Annotated in this window: 26 protein-coding genes; 2 read left to right on the forward strand and 24 right to left on the reverse strand. The window is 61.2% G+C overall.

The window, feature by feature from the left end; genetic code table 11:
* Positions 1-20: 20 nt before the first annotated feature.
* From mobF to FHS92_RS02980, 3 genes are all read right to left on the reverse strand, one after another.
* Entirely contained in the window at positions 21-3,008 is a 2,988-nt protein-coding gene (mobF, locus tag FHS92_RS02970; RefSeq protein ID WP_184077371.1) for a MobF family relaxase, read from the reverse strand.
* A complete protein-coding gene (locus tag FHS92_RS02975; RefSeq protein ID WP_184077375.1) occupies positions 3,005-5,083 on the reverse strand; it encodes a type IV secretion system DNA-binding domain-containing protein in 2,079 nt (692 codons plus the stop codon). Before FHS92_RS02975 ends, mobF begins: the two co-directional genes overlap by 4 nt.
* 85 nt (positions 5,084-5,168) lie before the next feature.
* Complete coding sequence (locus FHS92_RS02980) at positions 5,169-5,468, reverse strand: CopG family transcriptional regulator (protein ID WP_246351747.1); 300 nt, start codon at positions 5,466-5,468, stop codon at positions 5,169-5,171.
* A gap of 512 nt (positions 5,469-5,980) precedes the next feature.
* Here FHS92_RS02980 and FHS92_RS02985 point away from each other — a divergent pair.
* On the forward strand, positions 5,981-6,289 hold the full coding sequence (locus FHS92_RS02985) for a hypothetical protein (RefSeq protein ID WP_184077379.1): 309 nt from the start codon (positions 5,981-5,983) through the stop codon (positions 6,287-6,289).
* Positions 6,290-6,442: 153 nt separating this feature from the next.
* Here the strand turns inward: FHS92_RS02985 and FHS92_RS02990 are convergent, their stop codons facing one another.
* From FHS92_RS02990 to FHS92_RS03080, 19 genes are all read right to left on the reverse strand, one after another.
* Positions 6,443-7,426, reverse strand: a complete 984-nt coding sequence (locus FHS92_RS02990; RefSeq protein WP_184077381.1) for a DUF2493 domain-containing protein — start codon at positions 7,424-7,426, stop codon at positions 6,443-6,445.
* A gap of 425 nt (positions 7,427-7,851) precedes the next feature.
* Positions 7,852-8,235 carry a type II toxin-antitoxin system VapC family toxin gene (locus tag FHS92_RS02995; protein ID WP_184077383.1) on the reverse strand — a complete coding sequence of 128 codons (384 nt, stop codon included), beginning with the start codon at positions 8,233-8,235 and terminating at the stop codon, positions 7,852-7,854.
* On the reverse strand, positions 8,232-8,489 hold the full coding sequence (locus FHS92_RS03000) for a type II toxin-antitoxin system Phd/YefM family antitoxin (RefSeq protein WP_184077385.1): 258 nt from the start codon (positions 8,487-8,489) through the stop codon (positions 8,232-8,234). Before FHS92_RS03000 ends, FHS92_RS02995 begins: the two co-directional genes overlap by 4 nt.
* Before the next feature lie 131 nt (positions 8,490-8,620).
* Complete coding sequence (locus FHS92_RS03005; RefSeq protein WP_184077387.1) at positions 8,621-9,619, reverse strand: DUF2493 domain-containing protein; 999 nt, start codon at positions 9,617-9,619, stop codon at positions 8,621-8,623.
* Positions 9,620-9,716: 97 nt separating this feature from the next.
* On the reverse strand, positions 9,717-10,178 hold the full coding sequence (locus tag FHS92_RS03010; RefSeq protein WP_184077389.1) for a DUF736 domain-containing protein: 462 nt from the start codon (positions 10,176-10,178) through the stop codon (positions 9,717-9,719).
* A 754-nt stretch (positions 10,179-10,932) separates the two neighbouring features.
* Complete coding sequence (locus tag FHS92_RS03015; RefSeq protein ID WP_184077391.1) at positions 10,933-11,307, reverse strand: MmcQ/YjbR family DNA-binding protein; 375 nt, start codon at positions 11,305-11,307, stop codon at positions 10,933-10,935.
* Entirely contained in the window at positions 11,304-11,912 is a 609-nt protein-coding gene (locus tag FHS92_RS03020; protein WP_184077393.1) for a DNA-3-methyladenine glycosylase I, read from the reverse strand. The genes FHS92_RS03015 and FHS92_RS03020 overlap by 4 nt, the downstream gene beginning before the upstream one ends.
* A gap of 95 nt (positions 11,913-12,007) precedes the next feature.
* The gene (locus FHS92_RS03025) at positions 12,008-12,397 is read right to left on the reverse strand and encodes a PIN domain-containing protein (protein WP_184077395.1); all 390 of its coding nucleotides are present in this window, start codon (positions 12,395-12,397) and stop codon (positions 12,008-12,010) included.
* Positions 12,394-12,639 (reverse strand): AbrB/MazE/SpoVT family DNA-binding domain-containing protein, encoded by a 246-nt coding sequence (locus tag FHS92_RS03030; RefSeq protein WP_184077397.1) that lies wholly within the window; start codon positions 12,637-12,639, stop codon positions 12,394-12,396. The genes FHS92_RS03025 and FHS92_RS03030 overlap by 4 nt, the downstream gene beginning before the upstream one ends.
* A gap of 458 nt (positions 12,640-13,097) precedes the next feature.
* A complete protein-coding gene (locus FHS92_RS03035) occupies positions 13,098-13,412 on the reverse strand; it encodes a DUF5983 family protein (protein ID WP_184077399.1) in 315 nt (104 codons plus the stop codon).
* A gap of 60 nt (positions 13,413-13,472) precedes the next feature.
* On the reverse strand, positions 13,473-14,132 hold the full coding sequence (locus tag FHS92_RS03040; protein WP_184077401.1) for a DUF6915 family protein: 660 nt from the start codon (positions 14,130-14,132) through the stop codon (positions 13,473-13,475).
* Entirely contained in the window at positions 14,129-15,919 is a 1,791-nt protein-coding gene (locus tag FHS92_RS03045) for a PcfJ domain-containing protein (RefSeq protein ID WP_184077403.1), read from the reverse strand. Before FHS92_RS03045 ends, FHS92_RS03040 begins: the two co-directional genes overlap by 4 nt.
* Positions 15,916-16,416: a hypothetical protein gene (locus tag FHS92_RS03050; protein WP_184077405.1), complete on the reverse strand. Its 501-nt coding sequence runs from the start codon at positions 16,414-16,416 to the stop codon at positions 15,916-15,918. Before FHS92_RS03050 ends, FHS92_RS03045 begins: the two co-directional genes overlap by 4 nt.
* Positions 16,417-16,669: 253 nt before the next feature.
* Positions 16,670-16,990 carry a DUF5983 family protein gene (locus FHS92_RS03055; RefSeq protein ID WP_221230865.1) on the reverse strand — a complete coding sequence of 107 codons (321 nt, stop codon included), beginning with the start codon at positions 16,988-16,990 and terminating at the stop codon, positions 16,670-16,672.
* Between the two features lie 47 nt (positions 16,991-17,037).
* Complete coding sequence (locus FHS92_RS03060) at positions 17,038-18,276, reverse strand: DUF932 domain-containing protein (protein WP_343056637.1); 1,239 nt, start codon at positions 18,274-18,276, stop codon at positions 17,038-17,040.
* 90 nt (positions 18,277-18,366) lie between these two features.
* Positions 18,367-19,071 carry a hypothetical protein gene (locus tag FHS92_RS03065; protein ID WP_184077407.1) on the reverse strand — a complete coding sequence of 235 codons (705 nt, stop codon included), beginning with the start codon at positions 19,069-19,071 and terminating at the stop codon, positions 18,367-18,369.
* 25 nt (positions 19,072-19,096) lie between these two features.
* The gene (locus tag FHS92_RS03070; protein ID WP_184077409.1) at positions 19,097-19,729 is read right to left on the reverse strand and encodes a hypothetical protein; all 633 of its coding nucleotides are present in this window, start codon (positions 19,727-19,729) and stop codon (positions 19,097-19,099) included.
* Entirely contained in the window at positions 19,722-20,207 is a 486-nt protein-coding gene (locus FHS92_RS03075) for a hypothetical protein (protein ID WP_184077411.1), read from the reverse strand. The genes FHS92_RS03070 and FHS92_RS03075 overlap by 8 nt, the downstream gene beginning before the upstream one ends.
* Positions 20,208-20,245: 38 nt before the next feature.
* Positions 20,246-20,548, reverse strand: a complete 303-nt coding sequence (locus FHS92_RS03080) for a hypothetical protein (protein ID WP_184077413.1) — start codon at positions 20,546-20,548, stop codon at positions 20,246-20,248.
* Between the two features lie 173 nt (positions 20,549-20,721).
* On the opposite strand from FHS92_RS03080, the gene FHS92_RS03085 reads away from it, so the two are divergent.
* Positions 20,722-20,997: an HU family DNA-binding protein gene (locus FHS92_RS03085; RefSeq protein ID WP_184077415.1), complete on the forward strand. Its 276-nt coding sequence runs from the start codon at positions 20,722-20,724 to the stop codon at positions 20,995-20,997.
* A 14-nt stretch (positions 20,998-21,011) separates the two neighbouring features.
* Here the strand turns inward: FHS92_RS03085 and FHS92_RS03090 are convergent, their stop codons facing one another.
* Together FHS92_RS03090 and FHS92_RS03095 are read right to left on the reverse strand one after the other, a co-directional pair.
* The gene (locus tag FHS92_RS03090; RefSeq protein WP_184077417.1) at positions 21,012-21,419 is read right to left on the reverse strand and encodes a type II toxin-antitoxin system VapC family toxin; all 408 of its coding nucleotides are present in this window, start codon (positions 21,417-21,419) and stop codon (positions 21,012-21,014) included.
* Entirely contained in the window at positions 21,419-21,673 is a 255-nt protein-coding gene (locus tag FHS92_RS03095; protein ID WP_184077419.1) for a type II toxin-antitoxin system Phd/YefM family antitoxin, read from the reverse strand. The genes FHS92_RS03090 and FHS92_RS03095 overlap by 1 nt, the downstream gene beginning before the upstream one ends.
* Between the last annotated feature and the right edge of the window lie 53 nt (positions 21,674-21,726).

The raw sequence follows: 21,726 nt of genomic DNA on the forward strand, positions 1-21,726 counted from the left end.
CCTTGGCCAAGGTCTTCCGATCATCGATCGATGCCATGATTGGGCTGGGGTTGAGATTGCGGCTGGGGCTGATGATCCGGCGGGCGTTGCACAGGTTCATGCCGCGCACCTGCTCGTGACGTGCGGACAGAATCCGGATCGGGTCTTGCGCTACGATCAAACGCGGATTGCAGGATGCGGTCCAATATGTCGCCAATCCCGCGCGCACTATCGGCCAGCCGCTCTCCCAGACCCTCAGGTGAGCGGCCACGATCAAATTGGCGCTCAAGGGCTCCGTCTCGTCGCTCCCGGCGCATACGCAGCTGCTCGCCCCGAGCCTGCGCTAGGCTTGTCGCGTGACGATCAGCATAGCTGCGCGCAGAATCCTTCTGGAGCCGCCCCAGCCCTTCGAGCGCTGAGGTTTTCTCGCCCGATCGCTGTTCCAGCTTTTCGACGAGGCGCTTCTCGTCCTCGGTCCAGAGCTTCACCCCAAGCCGGGCGCGGGTGATCGCGGTGTAGAAATTCTGGCCATTGACGAGGGGGGAACTGACCGGGGCCAGCACATAAACGCGGGCATAGGTCTTCGACTGCGCCGAATAGACGGTTTCGGCATAACCATGATCCCAGGTCTTGTGCTCGGACAGGTCGACGGTCTGGACCCGCTCACCCCGATCCCAGCGGATCGTTGCCTGCGTGCCCTCCAGTCTTTCTACCGTCCCCCGTTCGGCATTCTTGAGATCCAGCTCTTTATTAGCCAGTCGCCACTGGATGCGGTCGCCCTCTGCCAGATCGCGCTCCTCGCGATTGAACACGTTGATCTGTCGCGCCTGCCCCAATCTTGGATCCCAGCGAACCGTGTGGCCATGCTCGTCGACAAGGCGAACGACCTGGCGGCCATTGGCCTCGCGCCCGACGCCGACGACGCGATACTCGGTATCACGGGCGAGACCGGCACCGGCCACATCACGCGCGAAGGTCACGACCTGACCGCCAGAATAAAAGCGGGCAAAATGCTTCTCCTGATCGGAGAGTCCCGCCGGCGTGAGGATGGCAAGCCTCGTGTCCTCGGCGGCGATCGCGCTTTCCGATTTGAGCGTCTCGCGGATCTTCGTGTTGACGATCAGCCGCGTGGCGTTTTCCAGGACGAGGATGTTGGTGGTAGCGCGGGTCTCGGGCTTAAGCCGGGTCCACTCCCCAACCAGTCCCTTGGCCAGAGTTTCCGCGTCGGCGCCGCTCACCACCTTGTCGAGCTTGGCGAGCGAGCCCGCATAGTCACCCGAGCGTGCCGCGGTAACCGCCGCCTTCATCGCGCGGGTTTCCTGACGCATGGATTCGGTGAGCTCGGCGGTTGGGAATCCCAGGCGCTGAAGCAGCCAGAAGGGTTTGCCCTGCTCGATCGCACCAGTCTGCCTGTTGTCGCCGAGCAGGATCAGGCGCGCGCCCGTCACGCGGCTAATCTCAAGCATGCGTAGAGCCTGCCGGTTGCCCAATTGCCCAGCCTCGTCGAGCACCAGAATATGGGCATCGCTGAGGCCATGCCCGCCGCCCGCCAGCAGGCTGGCGACCGTGCGCGATTCCACGCCCGCACTTGCCCCAAGATTGGCGGCGGCGGATGATGTGGGGGCGAGCGCGATGAGCTGCGTACCCGGTTCGGCCGATGCCTTGAGCGTCTGCACCAGCATCGACTTGCCCGCTCCTGCAACGCCATGCAGTCCGATCACCCGGTCATGCGAAACCCCGAGTGTCACCACCGCCCGCTCCTGCGCGGGGGTGAGCCCGGCATTGTCCAGCACGGCGAGCAGCCGGTCGGAGGATACGATCGGCCGCGCATCGTCGAGCGCCAAAGCGAGCTCGCGGACCAGCGCCTGTTCGAGCCGGGCGCTACGCCGTGTCACGCGCCCCCGCGTCAATATCTGATCGCCGGTTGCCTCACGCGTCGCGAGCAGCTTGCGCCGTTCTTCTTGGGCACCGATCAGCGGACGAATGTCGGAGAACCGCACTTCCCCGACATGGCTTGCCAGTGCATGACGATAGAGGGTGCCGAGGTTCGTTACCGCCTCGCGGGTTTCGGCCTGACGGATGCCAAACAGCGCGGCACGGCTGGCGGTCAGGGGATCCGGCTCCACGCCCTGCCCATCCCGCTCGGCCGCCCCGGCCTGTACCTTCGCGATCTCGTCGGCATAAGGTCTGGCCCGCTCGGTCCATTGCCAACGAAGCTCATCAAGGCCGGTCTTGGCTTTGGGTCCGCGGGTCTGGTAGAAGGAGGCGCGCCGGGCGGCCTGCCCGCTCAGCCCATGCTCGCTGGCATGCGCGTTGATCTGCTCGGCGCGCTGCGATGTTGCGCGGATGAAATCCTTGGGCACGCCCGCGATCTCGAACAGCCCCCTCCTGGGGTCGAACTCGATCTCGAAGCCTTGTTCCCGAAGCCCAAGGGCAAGTTCGTTGCGGTAGATCTGCCCTGCGACCATCTGCTCGGCATACATGGCGCGGGTCTCAAGGCTGGCTATCGGTGCGCCCTCCTCCCGGTTGGTCATGTTGAGGACGACGACATGGGTGTGGAGATGCGGATCGAGCTCGCGACTGGCATGCTCGGTAAAGCGCGCGAACAGCAATCGCCCGGTAGTCTCATGGACGACGTCGCCATCCTCGCGGCGGCGCAGCGCGGCATGTTCCTCGAGGTAGGATAGTGCCGTGGTGACGGCCTGTTCATGCGCGGCAATGATCCGCTCATTGCCTGCCACCAGCGCCATGATCGACACAGACTTTGGCGCGTTGACCGCAAAATCCCAACCGGGATGATGTTGGAACTCGCCGCCAATGCGGTGACGGCCAAGCTGCTGACCCGCAACACGACCGGCGAGCAATTCCTCGAACACATGGGGCTCGACCCTGCCGATCAGCCCCAGCTCAGGAGCAAGTTTCCCGCCCCATTCGCTGGGCTCCTCGCCGCCCTTGGTGTAATAATCGCCCACCGTATAATAGCGGGCGATATTACCCGACGTGCCCTTCAGGCGGCGAGGATGGATCATGCCGGTTTTGCCTTACGGGCCGGACCATTCTCGCGGTCGTAGACGTCGATCTCGATGCGCTGGTCCCCGCGGCGCGGCGCCAACGTGAAGTCCTGAACGGGTTTCGGCGGATCGGCGGGTGCAGTAGGCGACGATGTGACAGGCGGGGCTTCCGGGTCGGAGGCAGGCTTCCGGTCACCATCGCCTGCATCTTCCGGTGATGATGCAAACAATTCGGTCTGAGGTAGGTGCCTCGCTATATTCTGGGGTGGTTTTGCTCCCCTCTTCGGCCGCGTTACTTTTGCTTTCTGGGCCGGTTCCGTATCCGTCTCCCCATGGATGGCGGCAATGATCGCCTGGCCTTGGGCGTCGCGCAGCGGCGGGGTATCGCGCTCGATAAACCCTTCGGCAACGGTCCGCACGGTGTTGAACTTGTCCTCGAACCGCACAACGGGCAGATTACGCCCGAACCTGAGATAGCCGCAGAAATTGGGAAGGTTGTTGACCTCTGTGTGCATCACCAGTGGCCGCGTCACCTGCATGCGCGACAGGTTGACCCCATCGCGCATGTCGTTGACGCCGTAGGACATACCCTCATTGGCCTCGACCTGCTCGACCTGGCCCAAATTCTCCGAAACGTGCTTGGCGGTGGGGGTGTCGTTGGCGCGTAGGGCCACCCAGGTCGAGCAATAGCCGGTAATCGCCGCGGCATCCTGAATGCCGTAGGTCGCTTCCAGTTGCGGGTAGGACTGAAACCCCAATATCCCGCAGCCGCCATATTTGCGGGCGCGGGCGAGGAAGTCGGAGAGTGACGGCAGTTTTTGAAGCGTCGGCAGCTCGTCGATAACGCAATAGAGGCGGCGTTTGCGATCAGGCGTCAGACTCATGATCGCCGAGATGGCAATGTCGAGCCAGACCGTAATCAGGGGGCGCAGCGAGGGAAGCTGGTCAGCTTTGACGGTGATGAACAACCAGTTGTCGCCTTCCTCGTTCTGCACCCATTCGCGGATCGAAAGACCTTTGCGCGCGTCGTCCAGATAAGAGAAGCTGCGCATCACCGAGGCGAGTTCAGCCTGGATGCCGGCAGAAGTCCGCTCTCCCTCGAGACTGATGAAGGCGGCGGCATCGGTTCCGGCGACAAAGGCGGCAAGGTCCTTGAGCTTCGAACGGAGCAACCGGTCGAGCAGAACCGAGACCAGCATCTCACCCTCGCGCGCAAGCTTCCTCAGCACGGCGACCAATGTGCCACGCGACGCCTTGGCCCAGAAGGGGTCGCCATGCTTTTCGGGGATCGTCGATTCCGCGATCTGGTCGTAATGATAGTCGCGCGGAACATCGCCCCAGGGCGACCATTTGGCGGTGCGCATGTCGAGCGGGTTGAGGATGATATCCTTGCCCGGTCGGTAGAACTTCTCGACGAAGGTGCCGGCAGTGTCATAGACGATCGCCCGCTTGTGCTCCTTGCGGATGCCTTCGAGCATCTTGACCAGAAGGTTGGTCTTGCCGGTGCCGGGTGCACCGCACAGGAGAATATGTTCGGGCTCGAAGGCGTCAGGGACAGGGACGCCGCCGATGGCGAAGCTCCCCTTTTTCTCTCCCCGCAGCGCACGCTTGACCTGACGCACAGTGCCAAAATGCGCGCCGCGAATATATTCGTTGGAGCCAAGTCCCTTGCCTGTCCTGGTGAAGCTGAACCAGGCGATGCCAAGTGCCGCCAGCGCGAATACGCCCGAGAGCAGCGCGCCATGGATCAGGTACAGTTCGAAACTGTGCAGGGTCTTTTTGGCGAGCTGCGATGCGAGCAGCCAGTCGGCCGAGGTCCAGTATTGCTGCCCGGCCGGGGTTCTGAACAGCACCGGATCGTTGGTGCCCGGCGCGGCATCCGCCTTGAAGCTAGCTTCGACCAGTTTGGTGAGGACGAAGCGTTCATAAACACTTGATTTTTCGAGGGCATACCAAAGGGTGCCCATCACCCAGAGCGCCAGCCCCGCAGTGACGGTCTGGAAGAAGACCTGGGTGGTCATGCGGACATTGTGGACGATCGACTGGCCGCCGCGGGTCCAGCTCCCGATCGTGTCGTTGCGGAAGATACTCATGAGCGTGACTCCTGACAGTTGCGGGGGTGGAATGGCGGCCTGTCCGATATGTGCGGCACGCTGGCGTTGGGGCCGGACAATGTGTTCACCGGTCCTGCTCCGGATCGAGCAGGCCGCGTTCGCGCAAGACAGCTTTGGCATCCAGCATGGCGCGTTCGAGCAGTTTGGGAGACTGCTCGCCGATCGATGTCGCGAGCAGGGTCAGGATCTGAATGGCGATCCCGAGCATCTCATCCTGGGACGAATAGATGTAGCGGCCGCGGCTATCGGCGGCCTGAACCAGGACCGAGCGCACGAAATCGGAAAGGGAGAGATTGCTGCCCAGCGCGCGGCGCTGAAGGCGTTGGTATAGGGTGTCGTCCACCCGGACACTCACTCTGCGCATGTCGCAGCTCCAAGTTGGAGCCCGACGACAGAGTGTCATGAAGCAACGCTCTTATATAGCAAACGTCAAAGAAACTCAAGGAAATTGGCCGTCTTCCATGGCACCCATGCCGAAATGGCGGAAATCTGGCCCTCCACGACGGCTAAATTGATCATGGGAAGCCATGGGTGCCAGAGCCCGTGTCCGGCGGGTGACATGGCACCCGGCACAACCCCATGTTTTACAGCGGTTTATCGCCGCAGCACCCGTGCGTACGGTGCATTACAATACGGCCACGGCCGTGCGTCCTTGTCTCGCAGCGACTTGCTCGCTGCGTCGCCTCGTCCCGGAAGGGGCGCGGCTCCCCCAAAGGGGTCTTGTCCTCCCGCCGGCGGCACGCCGGCAGGCAATCCTGCCAAGCAAAAGGGGGAACCGATACTATCATGTGCTTTCCTCGATCCGGGGGATTGCAGACGCCGGTCTGGTGTCCAATATTGGGGACGGCGGGCAGACCATCTCGAAGGATGATCGACATGCCCAAGATGACCGACAGAGAACGTCTCGCCGACCTCGAAGCGCGCCAGCGCAAGATGGTCGAGGAGGTCGAAAAAACCCGCCGCGCATTGCGCGGTAAATATGCCAATATCGTTCCCGAACTTCCCGTCGAGCAACTGACCGAACGCGAATTTCGTGATCTGCTTACCGCCGCGATCCGGGTAGGCGGCGCAGCCGCCATCGCCGCTCTCAAACCCCTGCCTGACGCGAGCGCCACACCTCGATCCATTCCTACGACCAATCCAAAACCACCCGCGAAGCGGATCCCTGCGACGAGCACGGCGTAGCCGCGCACAGGAGGCCGGAGCCGCTCTTGCGGCTTCGCATCGCTGCCGCGACGGACCCGGGCCAAAGGTCCGGGCTCCCGAGCGGAGGCGACATCAACGCCAGCAAAAAAGGGACCGGCCGGACGAATGCCCGACCGATCCCTTAGCGCTTCCTCACGCCGCCACTTGCGCTGTCCGCTGGTTTTTCAGGGCGAAGAAATGTGCAGGCACACCCTTCGCCCTCACCTCGCGGGCAAGGTGCGACTGGAGCCCCGACCCCTCGCACACGATCGCTTCGACCGGGCGCAGGTTCAGCAACTGTTCGTTCCGCGCGAACCCTGCCCGCTTGCCCAATCTCCGGTCGAGGGTGAAGGCGATGAGCATGGTCCCACTACTGGCCGCCCAGGCTGCCGCAATCGCGTCGCACCCCTTGTCCTGCGCGGTCGTCGCCAGCACCATCCCCGGAATGCGCGCCTTCACCGCATCGAGCGTGTCCGTCAGCAGGGCATGATCCTCCCAGACCTGCCCACCGGAGAAGATCACCACAGGTCCCTGCGGGCTGTGCGCTTCGGCCCGGCGCATCTTGCGTGCCGCGAGGAAGTCGGTTGCGGCAATCACCGAGGCAGTGCGCCTGGAAGAGACCAGCGACCCCTTCGGGCTCGACCATGGCCGCCCCGTCTCGGCAAGGTAGGTGCTTGCGGCATAGTCGCGCATGCAGGCGACCGCTTCGCGCGCTTCGTCGAGCGACCGGCAGAGGAGCTGGGCTTCCTCCAGTTCGGCCATCATGATCTCGCTGCCGTCGGCACCATGGACCAGTTCCTTGATCTTGACCGCGGCCCGGTCGGCTTCCCCATCGAGCTGGCCCGCGACCTTGTGGAAGCTGTGAACGATCCCCCAGGCAAGCCGCGCCGCCACGCACTCCATACGGGTATCGCGCAGCACGTCGAACATCGTGCGCACCAGCATCTCGGTCGCAAGCTGGGCTTCTGTGGCGTCTGGCATATCGGCGGTGAGTTCCTCCTCACCGAACCCGATGCGGCTGATGTCCTGCCCTGTTTCGAAGGCGGTATGGAAGCTGTCGCTGGTCGTCATCGTCTCTGCGGCGATGAGGTCGGCGATTTCGGCGAAGTCACGGATCGTGCGGGTTACCTTGGTCATGTTTGCCTCCTTGAATGGATTGAAAAGAGGCAATTTCAAAGGCACGGGCTGTGAGCATCGGGGTCAAGGATCGCGAAGCGACCGCGTTAGCGGCGATGGGGGTCACGATTTTCTTTGGCGCTGCACAAGGCTGAAAGAGGAGCACTGCCGCGGCTGCGCCAAGGAAAATGGTGGGGCCCCGTCGTCCTTGAGGCCGGTGCTGTCCCCGTGCCACACTTGGACTTGTTGTAGAGTATATTATACACCACCCTCGCCCCACGCGCCTCGCCAAAAAACCTAGGGGACAGCGCGGGCTCTATGCCCGTGTTGGCCCTGTCTGCAGGGCGAACCGAGGATGGTCAGGCATAAAAAAGCGGCCTCGCATTGGCGGGACCGCTCGTTATTTTGCATCTGTGAAGAGAATTTCTGCTGTCGTCCGCGACCGCTCAGAGGGCGGCATCAATGTCGGTCTGGGGAAAATCGTCGCCGACGAACAGCAACGAACAGCCATGTTCCTTTGCCACCTCATAGGCGAAACAATCACCATAATTGAGGCCGGCGGCATGCACACCCTTGCCCCAGCGGGCATAGGCATCTGCCACCCGCCGCGCTGAAGCCGGTGTCACGGATATGATTTCCAGCCCCAGACCCTCGATCAGTCTGGACGCTTCCTCGGCTACATTGCGGCGTCCGGCAACGATGAGCGTTTCCGCAAGTGTTCCCGCCGAGATGATGATCTCTTCCTCCCCCTCCATCGCCGCGATGCAGGCTTCCGCGGAGGGTTCACCCAGAAGGATCGCCATGATCGCCGAAGTATCGATGGCGATCATCCCGGCAGGCCTTCGTCACCATAGAGGAAGTCCTGACTATGGGCGGCATCGGCTCCCGCACGCGCCTTGGCGACAGCGGCCCTGCGAACCCCCTCCATCAGCGCCCTGCGGGACGCCCGGTCCTGTACGGGTTTCACCGGGACCAGACGCACGGCCGCATGACCATGCCGGGTCAGGACCACCTCATCGCCCGCCTCGGCCCGGCGAACCAGCTCGGTGAGCTGCCCCTTTGCTTCGGAAACGGAAATATGCATGCGGACCTCCTCAGATGGATGAAAACTACCACAGATAATATATAGACTATTTAATAGTCCAAATCAACCTCTCCCATGGCCGAGGAAATGACAGAGCGGGCAATGCCCGCCCTGTCCCGATCAAGCGATGCTCATGCCCGCATCCGGCGCACCGCGCTGTCGGCCACCTGATCCACCTTGCGAAAGGCATGAATCGGAATACCTGCCTGCCGCAGCGTCTGGTAGAGATTGGCCTGAAGCCCCGAGCCTTCACACAGCAGTGCTTCCACCGGTTTCAGTTCGGCGAGCTTGCGGTTGCGGGTGAAGGCGGTCTTGCGGCCGTTGCCGTATAAACCATAAGCAACCAGCGGCACACTGTTTTCGCTCCGCGCCGCCCAGGCGGCAGCGATTGCGTCGGCCCCCTTGCGCTGCCCGGTCGTCACCAGCGTCATATGGGGGATGCGCTGCTTGATCTCGTCGAGCTTCGCCCACAACGCCTCCCAGTCATGCCACCCGGCAGGTCCCGAAAACACCACGATCGGTCCGCGCGGCATATGCTTCTCGCGGGTCGCCAGTTCTCGTGCCCGCAGGAAATCGAGCGCGGCAATCTGGCTGGCCGTGGAGGCCGAGGAGGCCTTGCTGCCGCGCGCCGGTGACCATGGCCATCCCGACTGCGCCCGGTACATTTCTGCGGCATAATCGCGCATGCATTCGATCGCTTCGCGCTGTTCGGCGAAGGACTGGCAAAGGAGCTGCTTCTCCTCCAGTTCATTGTTGTAGATCTCACTCATGTCAGGATTGCGCGCGAGATCGCCGACTTCGGCAGCGAGCGAGTCTTCTCGCCGTTCAAGCTTGCCCGCGACGAAATGGAAGCTGTTGACGAACCCCCAAGCAATCTCGGCCGCCAGTGGTTCCAGCCTTGTGCCGGAGAACAGGTCGAAAATGGTGGCGACAATACCCCCACATTCGGCCTGAGCCGCGAAGGGTTCGGGCATTTCATGCTCGCCAGGTTGCTCGCCCGGTTCGATAATCGAAAGGCCCAGTGGATCACCGAACGCCGCCTGAAATTCCGGGGTGGCGGTCATTTCGGCATAAAGTTCCTTGAGGTCGGGAAAGCTGCTGACGCTGCGCGGTGCGGGAGAAGTGGTCATGATAACGGGCTCCTTGATCGATAGGTGAAGACAGAGGAAAACGAAAAGGGCCGGAGGCACTGATGCACCCCCGGCCCTTCGTCAGGTGCCGCTCAGGTCAGAACGGCAGGTCCTCGCCATCGTCAGCGCCTGCACCCATCAGCGCACCATCGTTGCCCGCGGTGCTTTCACCGAAGCCACCCTCGGACCGCTGGTCGTAGGAGCGCTGCGACGTGCCGAAGCCGCCACCGAACTCGGCGCGCACCGTTTCACGCCGCCAGGCGATGGTGAAGCCGCCATCCTCGGTCGGGAACAGCGCGACGGGCAGCGGCTCGGGCAGGCCCGGATCGTCAACCGATCCTGCAAGGAACGCCTCGCCGGTCTTCTTCGAGAAAGCCTCCCACAGCGCCCCGATCTGCACCCAGCGCCGGGCGACATTGAGCGCGAGGATTTCATAGACCGGCGCGCGATCGCTCGTGCTGTCGACCTTGCGCAGACCGATCCGTGGCAGATCGATGGTGCGCGTTGCAATGGAACCGGTCAGACGGCCATTCACATTCCGGATTTCACCAATGTTCATGATCTTAACTCCTTTAAGATGTCGCTCTCGAAACCATTTTCTTCGCGACACCCTCTTCAAACCCTCCTCTTCTCTGGGAACCCGACCTCGCCGCCGAGCCGATGTCCGGGATCGCAGCGCCCCCTCGCCGCGCGCGCAATCCCCATGCTCGAGCACTCGCCCCAATGGCGCGCAACCCTTTCCCCGCCCCGCGCAACACGGCCGGGTCCTCCACCAATTTCTCAAGGAAAATGGAACGCATCGCCCCGTGCCACGACAGGGATATAAGTCCCGCAAGGGATCGAAACCCGCGCAGCGGGGCTTGAGGCGCAGCTCGTCAGTCCGGTGCCCGCGAAGCGGGCAGCCGCCCTCGCTCTCAATCCACGGATCAATCACAGGTCTGCGACTACACACACGGGGTCAGGCAGAATCTCGACCCTCAAGGGTGGAGCCAGCTGCGACCGGTTCAATGGAGTATGACCGAAGGAAATGGCCAGAGGAACGCAGCAATGCTGCAGACGATTCCCTGGCGTGCAGCGCATGGCGCGAGACTCTTGCAGGGCGGAAAGCATGGCGCAGTTTTGGATATATTTTCCGCGCGAAACGCCCCGTTTAATAAGACGATCTTGCCAGAGAATATAATTAAGGACTCAAGTTCCGTCAGGGGAAAACCCCGCCCAGCGGGGATCGAGACGCGGCCCGCCAGCCCGATGCCTGAACCCCTATAATATTGGCTATGGATGGCTCGCCCGGGAACGCAGTAACAAGCCGGAGGTCATCGACCCGCGAGCACGTCGAGGCCAAGTTCGCGCCGCAGTTTGCGGGATAGTCCTCCGGCCACCAGTTGGTGGGAGGTAGCGAGATAATCGCGCAGTTGCTCGTCATTCAGCCCTGGAAGACCATGACGCTGGATCCATTTCATCCCGCGCGAGGCGAGATAGGGGGCAGGCCGCAGCCCCGGCATATCACGCAGCATTTCAAAGGCGATCTCCGACGTTTTGAAGGTGATCCCCGGCACCTTGTCCTTGCTCCAGCCGCATATGGCGAAGACCTTGCCGCCTACCTTCCAGACATCGGCGCCGCCCCATTGCATAACATGGGTTGTGGCCAGAAGGCTGGAGCAGAAAGCGTTGAACGCCTCACGGGTCATGAGGGCGGTGTGAAGGCGGCGCGGGCAGCGGCAACTTCCGGGCGGATTACGCAACTCTCGGCATGATCATTCACCAGTCCCATCGCCTGCATGAAGGCATAGACGGTGGTAGGGCCGACAAAGCGCCAGCCGCGCTTCTTCAGTTCCTTCGACAACGCCTCCGAACTGGCGGTGGTCGAGACGCTCTGCGGCGCGACACCATCAGGCAGCGCTCGCTCGAAGCGCCAGAAAAAGGCAGCGAGCGATCCTTCGCTTGTCACCATCTCGACCGCGCGGGACGCATTGTTGATCGTCGCCTCGATTTTGCCACGATGGCGCACGATGCCGGCATCAGCAAGCAGGCGCGCGACATCCGCCTCGCCGAACCCTGCGACAGAATGGAAATCGAAACCTGAAAAGGCGGCACGGAAATTCTCCCGCTTGGCAAGAATGGTGCGCCAGCTAAGGCCGGATTGGAAGCCTTCAAGGCAGATCTTCTCGAACAGGCGCCGGTCATCGGCGACGGGGAAACCCCACTCCCTGTCGTGATAGGCGAGGTAGTCCGGCGTCGCCGCACACCATTTGCAGCGGGGACGACCATCGGGACCGGGCAGAGTGGCGTTCATCGCTTCAGCCTTTCAGAAATTCGGACCGCTCGTCAAATGCCGCCAGCCCGTGCGAATATCAACAGCGCCGACAATCCGCAGCAGCGATCATATCGCTACCGGATGGTGACGACCTCAACCCCCGTCTTTTGGGCGATAGAACTCCATTGCCGGTCCGATGTCCATGCAGGAAGCTTGTCCCTCAAGGCCAGCGCGAGGCAGAACCGATCTCCCAGCGAAAGCCCTGCTTCGGCTGTCAGCGCGCGCAGATGACCCGCGATACGGGACAGATCGGCATCGGCCGGGACAAGTGCGATCGGCAGCGGCCGCAACATGGCGTCGACTGCGTCCATCGGCATGCCATTGTGGATGAAATGGCTCACCACTTCCGCCAAATTGACCACGCTCATCCGCGCCTCGCCAACCGCCTCGGCGACGGCGTCTCCACCCGGCTCCTCGCGGAGCATTGCCAGCAGCGCGGAGGCATCGAGAATGAACGCGCTCACTCCCCGCTGTCCGCGCGCCGCTGTTCCAGAAAGGCATCGACCGAGGCTTCAGGCTGGTCCCCGGTATATTTCCGGGCAAGCGCACGGGCATGCGCCACCGATTGCGCCAGCGTGCGCAGGATCACGCCGTCGGGCGTTTCTTCCACCAACAGTGCGCCTCCGCCCGCAAGGCCAAGACGCTTACGAAGGTCTGCCGGCAAGCTCAGCCTGCCATTGGGGGTTATGGTCACCTGGATCGTCATGCAGAAATCTCCTGAGCAAGCATCATAGCGCATGAGGCATAATTTTGCAATAATGGCACATTTTCAAACTTATGTCATAAACTTCATCATATGACACAAATAGAAGAATGGTGCATACCCTCTCGAAACAGGATTACCGACAGGATTTCCATCAGAGATTGACCGAGCCGAACAGCTTCTCGATCCAATACCGGATACTCAAGCGATCAGAGCGAGGATGCGTTCATCCGGTTGCGGCTGGCGGCTTGTAATCCGAAACGGCTGAGCCGGATCCCCTGTGCAGACGACAAACTGATTGCGACCACTGGTCCGCCGCCGTTGGACGCCAACCCTGTAAGCATTTTCAAAAGTCGAGAGATGCCTGAGTCGGGGCGACAGCGCGAATGACAAGTGGCGGTCAGTCATGATGATCTCCCTGTCGATAGGGGAAATAGGTGGAGTTCGCAGTCTTGGCCCGTTCAAAACACCGGGAGGTGTGACGCCAGCGGCTCGTCCCGGTCGAACAGGACCCAGGAAGCTCCAGTCGAAGTGGCCGCCCGCATTATCGCCCAAAATTCGGGTGAGACGCTGTCCGGTCGCCCGGCAGCGTCCGCACATACTCCGGTGTGAACAAAAAATCCGAACTGGAAGGACTCGATCAGCAGATCGGGATGGCACACGGCGAGGCGCCCATCGGCGTCGCGCGTCGCAGCGAGGATCAGCCTGTCGATCGCCATGCGTTCTTCCTGGGGAATATGCAGTGTCGAACAGACAAGCAGCGATGTCCGGCGCATAATGCGGTTCCTTCCATGGGTGAACGGGAGCAGATAAAAACATATTCTGGCCATCGCGCTTCAGTCGAGCCCGATCCTGGCAGGAGATGTCGCCTGCAACATCCAACGCTCGGCCTTTAACCGGCGAAAAAGATCGGCAGCCGCAGGCATGCGGTTAAGGACAAGACGCACATGCCGCTCGGCGACGACCCGCGTCGGCACCTGGCGCTCTCCCACCGGGAGCGCGGGCCCAAAACGATGCTCGGTTTCATATATGCCAAAGGCATGGTGTCGGAAGAAAACATGTTCAGATCCCGCCGCCCAGTTGCTTGTCGCGAGGAACCATCTGTGGATTGGAAGGAACGCATCCACTGTACCACCGAAATGAAGGGCACTGATGCGCGCGAGTTCCTCAGCGTCGTTCGACCGACCCGTCATCCAATCCGGCCTGTCGAACCCGATCAGCCACTCGGCGGCATTCGGAAGGCGACCGCAGTCCTCCTCGATATGCTGGCGCCCCAGCATAGCGACGGGAACCTCCACGCCGTCGGCATTCCGGATGGTCTCGCCGAACAGTTCCACGGCTTCGATCACTCCCTCGCGATGGTGACGCAGCGCCCTGTGCGTAAAATGGCAATGCGTCGCCTTGCTGGCGTCGAACCAGGCGTGAAGTGCATGATAGTCGGACCAGCAGCCGCCATGGATACGGGCCGAGGAGCGTGCATGATCGAATGGATTCATGGAACCTCTCCAGCTTTGGGTGGGTCAACGTCCGCAATTTCGCACAGGATCATGTCGAGCATGCGGGTGAGACCGGTCATTTCACACCAGTCATCGAATGATGGGGGCGAACTTTTGGGAAGAAGGCTGCGATAGAACGGCCATGCGCGTCTGGCATGGTCAATCGGCAACGCTCCACTGCCCCTTGCATAATCGCCACCGCGCGCCATCTGCTTCCGATAAGCACGAATGGGTGCCGCATGTATCGCATGCCGTCCGGTCTTCAGATCCTCGAGAAATTCTTTTAGTATCTGCCAGAGATGAGGCTCCGGGCGGGCATTCCGGCGCGCCTTGAACTGTCCCATCGTAATAGAAAGCGCCCTGTTGGCATCCTCCTCGATGAGGAGTTCAAGCGTCGCCACCCGCTTGCCTTCCGCCTGCAACGACAGGATCTGCGTTGCTCCTCTGCGGCATTGTTGATAATAGCCGCCCACGCAATGATCGAGCGCGTTGCCCTCCGCCACGAGATCGTCCGCGCCGGTCAACGCCGAGACCAAATGAATGCCATCGGCCGCATTCCACCTGTCGCACAGACCCGGCCAGCCCGGCTGATCGGCCTGCGCTTCGTGCCGGACCGCCGACAAGGTGGCCGCACGGCGATGCCAAAGCTCTACCGCCTCACCGAAGGATTTTACCCCTCGTGATCCGAGCACCGCTTCCCGGATTGTCCTGAGCCAGAGCCGGTGAAGCGGGCCATTGGCGAGCCGGTCGAACCGGGACAAATGTGTTACGAAGCTATCGACCCGGTAGTTGCCGGAAATTCCCAGTATGCGGACCCGCTCGGCTGCGAGCGGCGTTAGCAGATCCATGCGCAGCGCGTTGACGGCGTCGGTGCGCTGCGTCTCGCCTGCGATATAGTCAGGCCTTAATAATCCATCGGTTCCATTGGGACGCCAAAGCTTGTCTCTCCATTCGTTGCCGGTTGGCCATTGGTGCAGTGGCACTTCGTGAAGGAGAAGAACGCGCAGAGGCCCGCTGAGGTCGACGGGAGCGGCAAGACCCTCCTCGATCGTCAGGATACCGGTCAGTCGCCGCAACTGCGCTTCGTCGATGCCAAGACGCTCCTTGAGCCGGTCTTTGAGCGGCAACGCCTTGTCGATCGCGTCCGTGACCGACGATTCCATCAATATGCCTGAGAGGCTTCCATACGCCTCAAGCGCCTGACGCCGGCGCAAAAGCACCTCTGGCCTGTGGTGGCTCTTCGCATATTCAGGGGCGGACGCCCATTGCACGACCTTCGCAAGACAATGTGCGGAGCCCGCCGGCTCAGGACCAATATCCCGCCTCACCACTTCCCGGCAATGCGCGATCGCCCTGGTCTGAAGCAGTTCATTGAGAGCAGTCATGTGCCGACCGAGATGCTCGGCGAGTTTATGAATGGCATCGACATCCGCCCCCGCCTTGACCAGGGCAGTGACAACCCGGAGGAAGCCTTGATCGCCGATCCATGCATCGAGCCCGAATGGAAGATTGCTGTTCGGTGCGAAAAAGGCAGACCGGACAGCCTCAATCGTGCGGTCGACAAGAGCGCGCACATCGACGTTACCACGCGGTGCCGGGACGATCTTTATCAATGGCACGATGTCATTATCACTGAGGCACATCGACCATCGACAGCGTGACAAGGCAATGAGCGAGGCAAACGGCGCAACCGAACCAGAAAGTTGGGGTCTAACGGCTTCAGGCACTATTGCCTCGATTTCCTGCCGGGCAGATGCGGACATGGCGGCAAAAGAAGGACTGGTCATGACGACATCTCCGCGCGAATGATGATCTGTCGGGGAAGCGCGTCATCCTCTTGCCCGGCGGTATCGAGCGGGTCGGGGTCATTGTCCCAGTCTTCGTCGCCGTCGTCGTCTTCATAACCGTCGCGATAGGTCATGTCGCAGAAGACAGTTTCGTCGGAATCATCGGCAAACGGCGCTATCGTGACGCTACCATAGCCGCCCTCGTTGTTGACCCAGTCCCCTTCAGGAAACTCGGCGGCGAAATCTTCCAGATGGGCGGCGAGGCTGACGACATGCCCCGACGGGGAGATAGCGATCGGTACATTGGGCAATTTGCAGAGCAGCCGACCATTCCGGTCAAGCACTGTCCCGAGCGATGTCTCGCCGGAATCGCCGCTGCCATTGAGATCGAAGCTGATCTCGGCAAGATTGAGAGCCCGGAGGAGATCGAAGATGTCATCGGATAGACACGACACCCCCGACGAGTGTCCGATCCGGAATGCGGCTGTGTCAGGCATGCTATCCTCCCAAGGCTAAAATTCCAACTGATGTGTGTCCGACAGGCCCGATCAGGCGGATGCGCAAAAGCCTCATTCCCGCGACGTATCTCCATTGATCAGGCGATGGATGCGGCTGGTGACGATCGGACAACCGCCCTTCGCACTCACCCGCGTCCCTTCGTCGATATAACCCGGATCAGACGAGAACCGGTGCTGACATGTGTTGCTGCGTGACGCGAGAGACAGGCTGATCGCCAAAATCAAGCCGGGTTTACCAAGGAAAAACCTCCAGCCCCTCGATCGCCAGGGCATCGCAGTCGAACAACAGATAGTCACAAGCCAGTTCGCGCCCTACCCGCATAGCGACGAGCAATTCTCCGGGTATCTGTTCCCGATCCGGCCCCTCGACGTCGCTTGTTCTGATGAACCAGCCATAATGGGTGGAGGCGACACCGAGCGGTCGACCCGATGGTTCAAGGAGTGCCCAGGCATCAAGCAATTCGGCAGTCTTCATCGACACATGCATTGTGCCGAGCACCAGATAGCGCCCGATTTCCACGGTGGTCTCCTTCCAGAATATGCAGACATCCATCGCCGTTCCTCGCCTTACGGCGCCAGGCCGACGATGGATCGCCGAGGTCAGTTCACCCTTTCGAGGAGCTTGCGGGCCTTGCCCTCGAGTTCGAGCCTGCTGTCCTGATTGGTCTTCGTGCGGGCATGGGCGGTGATACCCTGCACAAAATCATAGAGACTTTCTGGCGGATGCCCCTCCTCGACCAGCACCGCCGTGATGATCTTCGAGGTTTCGGCCTTGGAGAAGCCGCGCTTTCTCAGGAAATCCTCGCGGTCATCGTCTTTGCGGGCGACGATGCGCTCGCGCGCCTGCTTGATGCCCTCAATAAAACTGCGCGGCGAAGAGTCGGCAAAATGTTCGAGCGCGGGCGCCGCCTCGTGCGCGAAGCGGTTGGCCGCGAATTTCGAGTGGCGGATGTTGATCTCCTCGAAATTTTCCACGCCCCATAAGTTGCGATTCATGCACACGGCACGCAAGTAAAATGTCGCAATTCCGAGGGACTTGGAGCCAACTTCTGAGTTCCAGCAATAGAAGCCGCGGAAGTAGAGATCAGGCTCGCCATTGGGGAGCTTGCCTGCCTCGATCGGATGGGTGTCATCGACCAGGAACAGAAATACATCGCGATCGGACGCATAGAGTGTGGTGGTCTCCATGCTGACATCGACATACGGATTATAGATCATGCTGCCCCAGTCGAGCACTCCCGGCACTTTCCAGCGCGTGTCGCCAACGCCGTTCCCGGCAATCCGCATGACGGCGCTCACCAGTTCGTGATCCCAGATACGCCCATAATCGGGTCCCGTGACGGCGCGCAGTTCGGTGCGGCCATCGTCGGTCTGGAGCAACTTGACCTGCTCGCCGCGATGCGAGAGCAGCCCGTGCTGCATATTGATGCCAGCAAGCGCGGCAGGCAGGGTGCGCAGATAGGACGCGGGCGCACCGACCAGGCTGGCGAGCTGGCCGAACGACCAGTTGGTGGGCGCGATCGGCCGCTCGTCGCCGGGCACGACCAGCGAGAGCCGCTCGGGATTATCGCTGCGCGCTTCGACCCGCACCGCCTTGCTTTCGACGATGCGGGTGGTCGCGCGGTCGGCACGCCTGCGAACGCTGTCGTGCAGATCGGTGAGAGACAGGAAGCGTTCGTCGTCGGGCCGGGAGAACCATTCGGACGAGACCCGGCTGACATTACTATCACGGGAGATATCGACACGGTAACCGCCACTGACCGGGCGCTCATGCGAAGCGTCTGCAGGGATGGGACGATCGAGGACGTCTGCGTCGAGAACGCGGGCAAGACTGGCCATGAAGCTGCTCCTTGAAACTGGGGTGAAAGAGCCGGTGCATCACCGCATCCGCGCTCATCCTCTCCTACCCCCTTCCTTTCGGCGGCCAGATCACTCAGGCCGCTGTGGGTGCCATTGATAAAGAAGGTGCGCATCTGGTTCGTGCTCGTTGCCGACGGCGATCCGCACCAGACGCCCGTCGCAGGCAAAATTGCTGGCGCGCGGAAAATCACAATAGCTGCGTCCCTCGAACACGAAATCCTTCGAGCGGATCTGGATGACCTTGCGGGTCGCTCCCAGCGCACGATGCTGGTACGGCGCGTGCAGCAGGGTCAGGCTGTCGCCGACCTTCAGGCGCTTTTTGAAGCTCGCCAGGGACACCAGATTATCGACCGGATTGGCCTTGCCGCGCCGGGCCGCGAGCGCACCCCAATAGGCCTGCCGAATGGCGACCTCCGAGTAGAACGAGCAATTCCAGTAGTCCTGCAGAGGATTGGTGCGACAAAAGCCGAACCGCTCGATCTGGTCGCGTACTCCGGTGATGAACACCTCTTGAGCTTCCCGCGTCGACAAATCTTCGGGTGCATCGAGGACTTCGGCCGTAATCTTGCGGCCACCGGAAAAGCGCTCGCTGCGAATGGCAAAACGGATTTCGGGGAAATGGCTGGCAAGATGCGCTTCGATCCTGCGGCACAAGGTCGGCAAATCGTCGGCCGGGCGATAGAGGTCACCCTGATAGTGGAAATTGCCGCGATCGTCATGATCGATCTGGCTATACAGGCGCGGCGAAGCCTCCGCAGCTGCGGATAAGGTCATGGGTTTTGTCCTCGTGTTTGAAGGGTCAGGCGGAGCGCGCTGTAGCCCAGGCGTGATAACCGAGGCGAGTATCGCCATTGGTAACCTCGGCTTGCCAATCGGCGAGCGGATGGTTGGGAAGCTCATCCCAATGCCCCTGCCCAGGCGGCGGGGCACCGTTCGGATCGTCATTCAGCGCCCGTTCGAGCATCTGCGCGGTGTTGTTGAACACGATACGATCGGGAAAGATCGCGCAGGCGCCGCCGCCGAACTCACCAATCCGCGGCTTTGAACAACTGCAAGCCCATTCGAACCCGATGGGGGCGTCACGCAACGTGGTCTGACAGCAATGCTGAATGAGCGCCGCCAGCGGGTCGGGTTGGAAATCCGTCGTGCTGTAGAAAATGACGGTGCTGATCTCGGGCCGTTCCCGCGAATTCCCACCCTCGAAATCGACGCCGAAGGTCGGGAAGTCGGAATCGGGGAAGATCGCCAGAAAACCGCTCCAGGGATCGTCGGGCGACTTGGGCGGGAACGCCGCGAGGAATTCCGGCGTTGGATCGGCCGGTGTATGTCCGCTCTCAAGGTCAAAGCTCGCCTGAAACGCCTCCTCGATCAGCGCCATTTCCGCATGGGTGCAGGTAAAGGCAAAACTGCCCTGGATATAGGAGTCAGCCATGGCACAGCTCGTATGGCTGCGGCAAAGATGCCTCATCCTCGACAATCATTATTGGCGGCGGGGTGAACCCGGCAGTGACGAACCAGCTTTCGATTGCCTCCAGCGAGCCGAGTGCGCGTAGCCCATATTGTGTCAGGACGACCTCATCATTTTCGGTAAGGTCGAAATGAGCGGCTGGGCGCTCGCCCGTAAACACAACCCGCTCTGGTCCGAATGCCCCTGCGCAGCTGCCTGAGGAACGCACGAAGGCAATTGCATGCTGTTCGCAGAAACTCTCGGTTTCCTGGAATATGCCGCCAGGCAGTTCATAGGCAACGGCCTCGAGGGTCTCGCCATTCCGGACGGACAGTTCGTCGAGAGCTTCCCCTTCCCAGTCGGCGCGCCCGCCATCCAGATCGATGGCGGCAATAAGGCCGGAAATGCAGGATCGCGCGATTGTCCCGCCAATCAGTATGGACGCGGATGCACGGTCAGCCATATTCAATCTCCTTGTAAATCAAGTGGCGCGGAAGCACTTCAGCGCTCGTCGGCAGCCGCTCCGATCAGGTGACGCAGCTTCGAGAAAGCGAGTTCTTCGCCCGCACGCAATCCCCGGTTGAGACCCTGCCCGTAAAGCCGGTAGGCAGCAGCTGTCACTTCAGGCGTAGCGCTCATCGGCAGCAGCGTGATGAACTGGCCCTCATCATCGAGCAGTTCGAAGACATCGGTGCTGGAAGAGAGCGCGGTGATCGCGATACGCGCCGAGCTATCGAGCTTTTCAAGCTCCGAATTGAAGCTCTCGACAAACAGAGGGTCGAGGATGGGATCGTTCTGGGCCATGGGATATCTCCGAAAAATGCCACCGGACCATCCGGCAGCGCTCTCCCTTCCCCACTTTCCTTTTATGATTTCTCGTCTTCGCTGTTTTTCGGAGTAAAGTGCCTGCCGAGACTTGTCGCTTTTGCGTTGCCGACCTATGCATGCGGTCCCGTTTTCAGCCAGAAGGACCAAAAATGAACACCAGCGACATTGCCGATACAATCGCGGCCAGCCATGACCTCAGCAAGACCGACGCCAAGAAAATCGTCGATGCGGTGTTTGCGACCATCGTCGACGCGGCAGCAAAGGGCGAAGAAGTATCGATCCCGCAGTTCGGTAAACTCAAGGTCAAGGCAAGCCCGGCACGGGAAGGCCGCAATCCGGCCACTGGCGCTGCGATGACCATCGCCGCCTCGAAGAAACTGACCTTCGCTGCCGCCAAGGCGGTCAAGGACCGTTTGAACGGCTGACAGGAACCAGGCCGTTAGCGCGCGACGAAAGGATCCAGAAGCGGCACACCCAGCCCGGCAAAGTCTTTCCCGTTGCGGGTAACGACCGTAAGGCCATGAATGCGCGCGGTCGCGGCAATCATGGCATCTTCATAGAGGCTATCGGGTTTGCCGTGCATCATCTGCGCCCACAAACGAAAGCAGTTCGCATCCATCGGCACTATGCTGAATGTGGATGCGACTGCATCGGCCCACTGCTGCAAGACGGCGGCGCGCGCGCTGTCATTTTCCCGGGTAATTTCAATGCCCGCCTGAATTTCTCCAATGGTCACCGCGGACAGATGCAATTGAGCATCATCGACGGCTTCAATCCAGGCCTTGACCGCGCCATGCGGTCGCGGTCGCCGCATTTCAGATATGATATTGGTATCGAGCAGATACATTATATTGTCGGCACAGAGCGGCGGCGCGCATGGCCGCGGGGAGGGATGGCCATATCCCCGCGCCCTTCATCCGACAGCAACAGCGCCTTGAGCGATGGCCCCGAGTGGGCCGTAAGGCGCTTCCATTCCCGTAAGGGGACCAATACCGCAGTTTCGACGCCCCGTTTTGTCACGATCTGAGCGCCCTCGCTCGCGCAAGCTTCCAGCATCTCGCTGAACCGCGCTTTTGCATCCTGCACTGGCCAATGTCGCATAAGAGCCTCCAACTAGTCAGAATAATAGTCATTTCAAAGAAAACATTCAAGTG

The sequence above is a fragment of the Sphingobium subterraneum genome (genome assembly GCF_014199435.1).
In the GTDB taxonomy this organism is placed as follows: Bacteria; Pseudomonadota; Alphaproteobacteria; order Sphingomonadales; family Sphingomonadaceae; genus Sphingobium; species Sphingobium subterraneum.

What these genes read in the sequence shown, in the direction of transcription:
- FHS92_RS03040 (WP_184077401.1), bottom strand. Translation starts at nt 14,132, where the DNA reads ATGAATCCATTCGATCATGCACGCTCCTCGGCCCGTATCCATGGCGGC.
- FHS92_RS03060 (WP_343056637.1), bottom strand. Translation starts at nt 18,276, where the DNA reads ATGGCCAGTCTTGCCCGCGTTCTCGACGCAGACGTCCTCGATCGTCCC.
- FHS92_RS03090 (WP_184077417.1), bottom strand. Translation starts at nt 21,419, where the DNA reads ATGTATCTGCTCGATACCAATATCATATCTGAAATGCGGCGACCGCGA.
- FHS92_RS03010 (WP_184077389.1), bottom strand. Translation starts at nt 10,178, where the DNA reads ATGAACATTGGTGAAATCCGGAATGTGAATGGCCGTCTGACCGGTTCC.
- FHS92_RS02975 (WP_184077375.1), bottom strand. Translation starts at nt 5,083, where the DNA reads ATGAGTATCTTCCGCAACGACACGATCGGGAGCTGGACCCGCGGCGGC.
- FHS92_RS03065 (WP_184077407.1), bottom strand. Translation starts at nt 19,071, where the DNA reads ATGACCTTATCCGCAGCTGCGGAGGCTTCGCCGCGCCTGTATAGCCAG.
- FHS92_RS03020 (WP_184077393.1), bottom strand. Translation starts at nt 11,912, where the DNA reads ATGAACGCCACTCTGCCCGGTCCCGATGGTCGTCCCCGCTGCAAATGG.
- FHS92_RS03030 (WP_184077397.1), bottom strand. Translation starts at nt 12,639, where the DNA reads ATGACGATCCAGGTGACCATAACCCCCAATGGCAGGCTGAGCTTGCCG.
- FHS92_RS03085 (WP_184077415.1), top strand. Translation starts at nt 20,722, where the DNA reads ATGAACACCAGCGACATTGCCGATACAATCGCGGCCAGCCATGACCTC.
- FHS92_RS03070 (WP_184077409.1), bottom strand. Translation starts at nt 19,729, where the DNA reads ATGGCTGACTCCTATATCCAGGGCAGTTTTGCCTTTACCTGCACCCAT.
- FHS92_RS02980 (WP_246351747.1), bottom strand. Translation starts at nt 5,468, where the DNA reads ATGCGCAGAGTGAGTGTCCGGGTGGACGACACCCTATACCAACGCCTT.
- FHS92_RS03095 (WP_184077419.1), bottom strand. Translation starts at nt 21,673, where the DNA reads ATGCGACATTGGCCAGTGCAGGATGCAAAAGCGCGGTTCAGCGAGATG.
- FHS92_RS03035 (WP_184077399.1), bottom strand. Translation starts at nt 13,412, where the DNA reads ATGCGCCGGACATCGCTGCTTGTCTGTTCGACACTGCATATTCCCCAG.
- FHS92_RS03045 (WP_184077403.1), bottom strand. Translation starts at nt 15,919, where the DNA reads ATGACCAGTCCTTCTTTTGCCGCCATGTCCGCATCTGCCCGGCAGGAA.
- FHS92_RS03015 (WP_184077391.1), bottom strand. Translation starts at nt 11,307, where the DNA reads ATGACCCGTGAGGCGTTCAACGCTTTCTGCTCCAGCCTTCTGGCCACA.
- FHS92_RS02990 (WP_184077381.1), bottom strand. Translation starts at nt 7,426, where the DNA reads ATGACCAAGGTAACCCGCACGATCCGTGACTTCGCCGAAATCGCCGAC.
- FHS92_RS02985 (WP_184077379.1), top strand. Translation starts at nt 5,981, where the DNA reads ATGCCCAAGATGACCGACAGAGAACGTCTCGCCGACCTCGAAGCGCGC.
- FHS92_RS03075 (WP_184077411.1), bottom strand. Translation starts at nt 20,207, where the DNA reads ATGGCTGACCGTGCATCCGCGTCCATACTGATTGGCGGGACAATCGCG.
- FHS92_RS03050 (WP_184077405.1), bottom strand. Translation starts at nt 16,416, where the DNA reads ATGCCTGACACAGCCGCATTCCGGATCGGACACTCGTCGGGGGTGTCG.
- FHS92_RS02995 (WP_184077383.1), bottom strand. Translation starts at nt 8,235, where the DNA reads ATGATCGCCATCGATACTTCGGCGATCATGGCGATCCTTCTGGGTGAA.
- mobF (WP_184077371.1), bottom strand. Translation starts at nt 3,008, where the DNA reads ATGATCCATCCTCGCCGCCTGAAGGGCACGTCGGGTAATATCGCCCGC.
- FHS92_RS03055 (WP_221230865.1), bottom strand. Translation starts at nt 16,990, where the DNA reads ATGGATGTCTGCATATTCTGGAAGGAGACCACCGTGGAAATCGGGCGC.
- FHS92_RS03005 (WP_184077387.1), bottom strand. Translation starts at nt 9,619, where the DNA reads ATGACCACTTCTCCCGCACCGCGCAGCGTCAGCAGCTTTCCCGACCTC.
- FHS92_RS03080 (WP_184077413.1), bottom strand. Translation starts at nt 20,548, where the DNA reads ATGGCCCAGAACGATCCCATCCTCGACCCTCTGTTTGTCGAGAGCTTC.
- FHS92_RS03000 (WP_184077385.1), bottom strand. Translation starts at nt 8,489, where the DNA reads ATGCATATTTCCGTTTCCGAAGCAAAGGGGCAGCTCACCGAGCTGGTT.